This window comes from Dyella tabacisoli (genome assembly GCF_003350925.1).
Lineage (GTDB): Bacteria > Pseudomonadota > Gammaproteobacteria > Xanthomonadales > Rhodanobacteraceae > Dyella_C > Dyella_C tabacisoli.
Map to the genome: position 1 here is coordinate 1 of NZ_KZ857195.1, position 7,030 is coordinate 7,030.

Sequence of the window (7,030 nt, forward strand, 5' to 3'; positions counted from 1 at the left end):
ACACGTACAACAGTTGCTGTCCGCCATCGCGTCGGACACCGATATCGTGCTGGCCGATCTGGCCTACACGCTGCAAGTCGGGCGCGAGGCGATGGAAGAGCGGCTCGCGCTGGTAGTGACTTCGTTGGGTGAACTGCGCGAGAAACTGAGCGCCTATATCGCGGGCGATACATCTATCGACGACCTGTATCGCGGCCAGGTCAAACGCAATAAAGATACGTTGGCTGCCTTGGCCGGCGACGACGACATGGCCACCATCGTCGAGGCGTGGATCAGCAAGGGCAAGTTCGGCAAGCTGCTCGACCTGTGGGTGAAGGGCCTGGCCTTCGATTGGCAACGGCTGTACGGCGCAAGCCGGCCGCGCCGCATCAGCCTGCCGACGTATCCGTTTGCCCGCGAGCGCTACTGGATCCAGACGGGTCCGGCGCAAGCGGCCACCTCGTCCGGCACCGGCGCGGCCCTGCATCCGCTGCTACATCGCAATACCTCAGATGTAGCCGGGCTGCGTTTCAGCAGTCACTTGAGCGGCGACGAATTCTTTCTGACCGATCACGTGGTGCAGGGCGCCCGCGTACTGCCGGGCGTGGCGCAACTGGAAATGGCCCGTCGCGCCGCCAGCGAAGCGGTCGGGGAGAGCAGCCCGCTGCAGTTGAACGACGTCACCTGGATACGGCCCGTCACGGTCGGCGCGAGTGGGGTCGACCTGCATATCGCGCTGTATCCCGAAGAAGCCGGCGACATCAGCTTCGAGATCTATAGCGAAGGCGAAGACGGCGAAGCCGTGACGTATAGCCAGGGCTCGGTGATGGCTGTTGCGAGCGCGCAGCCGAGCGCAGCGGTGGCCCATGATCTTGCCGCCCTGCGCCAGCAATGCAGCGCAGCCCATATCCATGCAACGCAGTGCTACGCCGCGTTTGAACAGATGGGCTTGCACTACGGCCCAGCATTCCAGGGCTTGAGCGAACTGTTTGTCGGTGCGCAGCAAGTGCTGGCGCGGATCACGCTGCCCGCCTCGGTGCAGGCCGATGGCTACGTGCTGCATCCGAGTCTGCTGGACGCGGCGCTGCAAGCGACGCTGGGTCTGCAAATGAGTGCGGTCGCGGGCAAGGTGACGCTGATGCTGCCCTTTGCGTTGGGCGCGTTGGAGATACTGGCGCCGTGCACGACGGCCATGTGGGCCGTCGTGCAGTACAGCGCCGGCAGCAAGCCGGGCGACGCGGTACAGCGGCTCGACGTCGATCTTTGCGATGAGCAGGGTGCTGTATGCGTGCGCTTCAAGCAGTTCAGCCTGAGAGCGTTGACAGCGAGCGCCACGCAAGGCAAAGCGATTCAGACGCTGCTGTCGCACCCGGCGTGGACGGCGCAGCCGACAGCGCCGGCGGCTGGCGAGGCGTTTGCGCAGCACGTCGTGTTGTTGTGTGGCGTGGACGCCGTCGATCTGGAGCAACACTTACCCGGCGCTATCTGCCTGACACCGGCCAACGGCGACGATACTGCCCAACGCTTTGAAGCCGCCGCCGGCATGCTGCTGGAACAGATTCAGGCGTTGGGTCGGGGCGGTAAACAGTTGATCCAGGTGGTCGTGCCGAGCCATGGCGACGGCCAGCTTATGGCGGGGCTGGGCGGGATGCTGCGCACGGCGCAGTTGGAACATCCGCGCATCGTCGGCCAGGTGATTAGCGTCGAGCCTGGTCAGGACGTAGTGCAGGCGCTGTTGGAAAACCGCAGTGGTGACGCGCAACAAGTACGTTACGTCAACGGCGAACGCCAGATCGGCGGTTGGGCCGAACGGCAGTCGATACCGGATGCCGCATCGCCGTGGAAGGCGCACGGCGTGTACCTGATTACCGGCGGTGCCGGCGGACTGGGCCTGATTTTTGCGCGCGAGATTGCAAGCCAGGCCAGAAACGCGGTGTTGATCCTGACGGGACGCTCACCGCTTAACGAAGGCATCCAGGCCAGCATCCGTCAACTGGAAACTCTCGGCGCAGTGGTGCGATACCACGCGGTCGACGTTGCCGATGCGGTCGCCTTGACCCAGCTAGTGCACAGCATTCCAGAAGAGTTTGAAAGCCTGGACGGCATCATCCACAGCGCGGGCGTGGTGCGCGACAGCTTCATCATCAAGAAGACCCGGCAGCAATTGCACGAGGTATTCAGCGCCAAAGTAGCCGGCACGCTGAATCTCGATCAGGCGAGCCGCGACATGGCGCTCGACTGCTTTATCTGCTTCTCGTCTATCGCCGGGGCGATAGGGAATGTGGGGCAGGCCGACTATGCGACAGCGAATGCCTTCATGGATGCCTTCGCTCACCATCGTGCCGAGCTGGTAGCGCAAGGGCAGCGCCACGGACGCACGCTATCGGTGAACTGGCCGCTATGGGACGAAGGCGGCATGCAGGTGGATACGGCTACGCGCACGATGCTGGTTCAGCAACTGGGCATGCATGCGCTGAGCACTCACGGCGGTGTGCTGGCTTTGCGGCAAGCGCTGGCGAGCGGGCAGAGCCAAATGCTGGTGGTAGCCGGCGACGCGGCGCGCATCCGGCAAGTGGTGCTGGGCAAACCCCAGCAAACGGCTGCGGTGTTGCCGGCGAGCCGGGATATCGAGTCGTTGCCGCAACAAGTCTTACAGGGCCAACCTCTACAAGACCAATCCCTACTAGAGCAGGTAAAGCGAACACTGGTGGGGTTGGTGTCGTCGCTGATTAAGGTCAAGCCGGAGGACATCGACGGCGAAACGGCCTTGAGCGAATACGGCTTCGATTCGATCTCGCTGACCGAATTCGGCAACGCCTTGAACCAGCAATATCGGCTCGAACTGACGCCGACGATTTTCTTTGAATACCCGACGCTGGATGGCCTGGCTGATTATCTGACGCGCGAACATCACGCCGCGCTGGCGCCGCGGTTTGCGGCGGCGAGCGGTACGGCGGCAGCGCCTGTAACGGCCGTCGCCATGGCGATGCCGACGCCGGCGTTTGCGCGTGTCCGTTCGCGCGGGCGCAGTCGTTTCAGTACGGCCGCAGCGGCGCCGAGCCGAAGCCAGGCGATCAACGAACCGGTCGCCATTATCGGTATGAGCGGGCAGTTTCCGCAGGCGCGCGACATCGATGCGTTCTGGCGCAACCTGCTCGCCGGCAAAGACTGCATCACGGAGATACCACCCGAGCGCCTGGATTGGCGGCCCTGGTATAGCGACCGGGCGCGGGAGGAGAGCAAGGCCAATATCACCTGGGGCGGCTTTATCGACGGGGTCGATGAATTCGATCCGATGTTCTTCGGCATCTCGCCGAAGGAAGCCGAGCTGATGGACCCGCAACAGCGCCTGATGATGATCCATGTCTGGAAGGCGCTGGAAGATGCCGGTTACGCCGGCCCCGCATTGTCGGGTAGCGATACGGCCATCTATGTCGGCACCATGGCCAGCGGCTACGGCACCTTGATTAGTCGCGCCAGGATGGCGATCGAAGGGTATTCCTCGACCGGGGCGGTCGCCTCGGTGGGGCCCAACCGGATGAGTTACTTCCTCAATTTCCACGGCCCCAGCGAGCCGGTGGAAACGGCTTGTTCTAGTTCGTTGGTGGCGCTGCGGCGGGCGATACTCGCGATCGAGCGAGGTGATTGCAGCATGGCGATTGCCGGTGGCGTGAACACCATCGTCAACCCGGAATTGCATATCAGCTTCAACAAGGCCGGCATGCTGAGCGAGGACGGCCGCTGCAAGACCTTCTCCAGCGAGGCCAACGGCTACGTGCGCGGCGAAGGCGCCGCGATGCTGGTGTTGAAAAAGTTATCGGATGCCGAGCGCGACGGTGACCATATCTATGGCCTGGTGCGCGGCACCGCGGAGAACCATGGCGGCCGCGCCAATTCGCTGACGGCGCCCAACCCGAAGGCGCAGGCGGCGGTGGTCAGGCGCGCCCATCAGCAGGCGGGCATCGATCCGCGCAGCGTGACCTATATCGAGGCGCACGGCACCGGTACCCCGCTGGGCGACCCGGTAGAGATCAACGGCTTGAAGGCGGCGTTCAAAGAGTTGTACGCAGCGACGGGCGACAGCGAAGTGACCTCGGCGCACTGCGGACTGGGTTCGGTCAAGACCAATATCGGCCATCTGGAACTGGCGGCCGGCGTGGCCGGCGTCATCAAGGTTTTGCTGCAGATGAAGCACCAGACTCTGGTGAAGAGCCTGCACAGCGACAGCCTCAATCCCTATATCGACTTGGATGGCAGTCCCTTCTACGTCGTGCAGGAGGCGCGCGAATGGATGGCTGTACGCGATGCGCGCGGCCAGGTGTTGCCGCGCCGCGCGGGGGTAAGCTCGTTCGGTTTTGGCGGCGTGAATGCGCATGTGGTGCTGGAGGAATACATCCCGTCGACGGAGACTACCCCCGGTGCGACCGGCCCGGCCGTGGTGGTGCTGTCGGCGCGCAATGAAGAACGGCTGCGCGAGCAAGTGCAATCGCTGCTGGAATGCATCGCTTCGCCGCAAGCGGCGTCGGAGATCACGTTGGCCGACTTGGCCTATACGTTGCAGATCGGGCGTGAGGCGATGGAAGAACGGCTGGGTCTGGTGGTCGGCTCGCTTGCCGAGCTGCGCGAGAAACTGGCGCAGTTCCTTGCCGGCGATGGCGGTATGGACATCTATCGCGGACAGGTCCGGCGCAACAAAGACCTGGCTGCGTTCTCGGCCGATGAAGACATGGCCCATACCGTTCGGAGCTGGGTCGAAAAAGGCAAGTTCGGCAAGCTGCTCGATCTATGGGTAAAAGGCTACGGTCTTGATTGGAGCGGCCTGTACGGCAACCACAAGCCGCGCCGTATCAGCTTGCCGACTTATGCCTTTGCCAAGGAGCGCTATTGGGTATCGGCCGCTGAGGCTGGCCTGCCACTGGCATCCGGGGCGGCTGCCATGTTGCATCCGCTGCTGCAGCGCAATTCGTCGAACGTGTCAGGGCCGCGCTTCAGCAGCCGCTTTGGCGGGGATGAGTTTTTCCTTGCCGACCATAGGGTGCTGGATAACCGGGTATTGCCCGGTGTGGCCCAGTTGGAAATGGCACGCTTTGCGGCGAGCGAAGCGCTGGACGGCGCCGGCCCGTTGCATTTGAAAGACGTCGTATGGGCGCGTCCGGCGGTCGTCGGCAGTGAAGGCCTGCAGTTGCATGTGTCGCTGTATCCGCAAGACAGCGGCGATATCGGCTACGAAATTCACGCCGACGCTGCCGATGGCGAAATCGTCTATGGCCGTGGCGTGGTGACCGAGGCCATCGAAGATGCCGCCCCGGCGATGCATGATCTGGCGGCCCTGCGTCAGCAATGTACGCAAACACACCTGAGTGCCGCGCAATGCTATGCGGTATTCGGCCAGTTGGGTTTGAACTATGGAGACGGCTTCCAGGGCTTGAGCGAGCTGTTCGTCGGCGCGCAACAGGCGCTGGCACGGATAACCCTGCCGGCCTCGGTGCAAGCGTCGAAGGATCGCTACGTGCTGCATCCAAGCCTGCTCGACGCCGCGCTGCAGGCATCGATCGGTTTGCAGATAAGCGCCGGCGCGGACGATTTGACCCTGATGCTGCCGTTCGCCTTGGGATCCCTGGAGGTGCTGGCGCCCTGCACGGACAGCATGTGGGCGGTGGTTCGGCACAGCGTCGATCGCGCAAGCAGCGATGCCGTGTACACAGTCGATATCGATGTGTGCGACGACAACGGCGTGCCGTGCCTGCGCTTCAAACAGCTTGGACTGCGGATGTTGACCACGCCGACAACGGGTGGTCGTGCCCGCGATATGAAATCGGACGACGCGACAAGCCATGTGGAGGGCCATCAAGTGAGTGATTCCGTAGCGCAGCCGATGTCAGCGGAGCTGGAGAAAGCGGTTGCCATGCCCAGCGTCAACGATGCGACAGACGATATCCACGAAAGGGCCGCGCGCTATTTCGTGCGCTTTTTGTCCACGACGCTGAAGCTGCCGACTCACAGAATCGATCCACGGGCGCAGATGGAGACCTATGGCATCGATTCATTGCTGGTACTGGATCTGACCCGCGCACTGGAAAAGCAATTCGGCCCGTTGCCAAAGACTCTGTTCTTTGAGTATCAAACCATTGCCGCGTTGAGCGGATATTTCATGCAGCACCACCATGCCGCGATGGTCGCGCTGCTCGGTGAAAACCGTGCCGTCGCGGCCGTTGTGTCCGTGCCTTCGGCGAGCAAGGTCGATAAGCCTGCCGCGCCGATCAGTCGCCGCTCGCGCTATGAGTCGCGCAACCGAATCACCAAGGATGCCGGCGGCGAAGTCGGCGAGATCGCCATCATCGGCGTGGCCGGACGCTATCCGCAGGCGGGCAACCTCGAACAGTTCTGGGCCAATCTGAGCCAGGGCAAGGACAGCATCACCGAGATCCCATCCGAGCGCTGGGACCACACGCTGTATTACGACGAAGACCGTACCAAGCCCGGCAAGACCTATGGAAAATGGGGCGGCTTTATCGATGGCGTCGATCTGTTCGATCCGCTGTTCTTCAATATCTCGCCGCGCGAAGCGGAGCTGATGGATCCGCAGGAACGGCTGTTCCTGGAATGCGTGCATGCCACGCTCGAAGACGCGGGCTACACACGGGACAACGTGGCCGAGGACAGCAGTGTCGGCGTGTTCGTCGGCGTGATGTACGAGGAGTACCAACTGTACGGCGCGCAAGAGCAAGCGCGGGGACGGCAAATCGTCGTGCCCGGCCATCCGGCATCGATTGCGAACCGCATTTCGTACTTCTGCAGTTTCAATGGTCCCAGCATGGCGCTGGACACGATGTGCTCGTCATCGCTGACGGCGATCCATCTGGCTTGCCAGAGTCTGCAACGCGGCGGCTGCGCGGTGGCCGTCGCCGGTGGCGTGAATGTGTCGGTGCATCCCAACAAGTACTTGATGCTGGCGCAGGGCAAGTTCATTTCCGGCAAGGGCCGTTGCGAGAGTTTCGGCGAAGGCGGCGAAGGCTATGTGCCGGGTGAGGGCGTGGGCGCGGTGCTGCTC

General features: G+C 62.9%; 1 protein-coding gene. It reads left to right on the forward strand.

What is annotated here, in order from left to right:
* A partial coding sequence (locus DVJ77_RS20885; RefSeq protein WP_114847476.1) for an SDR family NAD(P)-dependent oxidoreductase occupies window positions 1-7,030 on the forward strand: 7,030 nt, incomplete at both ends.